The sequence below is a fragment of the Mesorhizobium sp. M7A.F.Ca.CA.001.08.2.1 genome (assembly GCF_003998455.1).
Taxonomy (GTDB): domain Bacteria; phylum Pseudomonadota; class Alphaproteobacteria; order Rhizobiales; family Rhizobiaceae; genus Mesorhizobium; species Mesorhizobium ciceri.
This window is the reverse complement of record NZ_RZPW01001205.1, coordinates 1-1087: the sequence shown is the minus strand read 5'-3', so window position 1 is coordinate 1087 and position 1087 is coordinate 1. Positions and strand designations below refer to the sequence as shown.

Sequence of the window (1087 nt, the reverse complement as noted above, 5' to 3'; positions counted from 1 at the left end):
CCTCGAGATCGGCCAGTTCGCGGCATGGTCGATGTATGGCGAGGAGATCTCTTCGGCCGGCATGATCGCCGGCATCGGCCGCGTCGAAGGCACCGAGGTGATGGTCGTCGTCAACGACGCCACCGTGAAGGGCGGCACCTATTATCCGCTGACCGTGAAGAAGCATTTGCGGGCGCAGGAGATCGCGCTGCAGAACAATCTTCCCTGCATCTACCTCGTCGACAGCGGCGGCGCCAATCTGCCCAACCAGGACGAGGTGTTTCCCGACCGCGAGCATTTCGGCCGCATCTTCTACAACCAGGCCAACATGTCGGCATCAGGCATTCCGCAGATCGCCTGCGTCATGGGTTCGTGCACGGCGGGCGGCGCCTATGTGCCGGCGATGTCCGACGAGACGATCATGGTGCGCAATCAGGCAACCATCTTCCTCGGCGGCCCGCCGCTGGTGAAGGCGGCGACGGGCGAGGATGTCAGTGCCGAGGATCTCGGCGGTGCGGATGTGCACACCAGGCTTTCCGGTGTTGCCGACCACTATGCGCTGGACGACGACCATGCCCTCGCCATCTGCCGGCGCATCGTCAAGAACCTGAATCGGAACAAGACTGTAAGCCTGAACTCTAGGAGAGCGATTCCGCCGCTTCATCCGGCGGATGAACTTTATGGCATCGTGCCGACCGACCTGCGCCAGCCCTATGACGCGCGCGAGGTCATCGCGCGCGTCGTCGACGGTTCCGAATTCGACGAGTTCAAGCAGAATTACGGCACCACGCTGATCACCGGCTTTGCCCATCTCCATGGCATGCCGGTCGGCATCATCGCCAACAACGGCGTGCTGTTTTCCGAAAGCGCGCTGAAGGGCGCGCACTTCATCGAACTGTGCTGCCAGCGCAAAATTCCATTGGTCTTCCTGCAGAACATCACCGGCTTCATGGTCGGTCGAAAATATGAAGCAGGCGGCATCGCCAAGGATGGCGCCAAGCTGGTGATGGCGGTTGCCACCGCCAGGGTGCCGAAGGTGACTGTCATCATCGGCGGTTCGTTCGGCGCCGGCAATTACGGCATGTGCGGCCGCGCCTATTCACCGCGC

1 protein-coding gene is annotated in these 1087 nt (G+C 62.1%); it reads left to right on the top strand.

The genetic code is table 11. The features are described from left to right. On the top strand, window positions 1-1087 hold a 1087-nt coding region (locus EN914_RS36215; RefSeq protein ID WP_127389726.1), incomplete at both ends, for a carboxyl transferase domain-containing protein.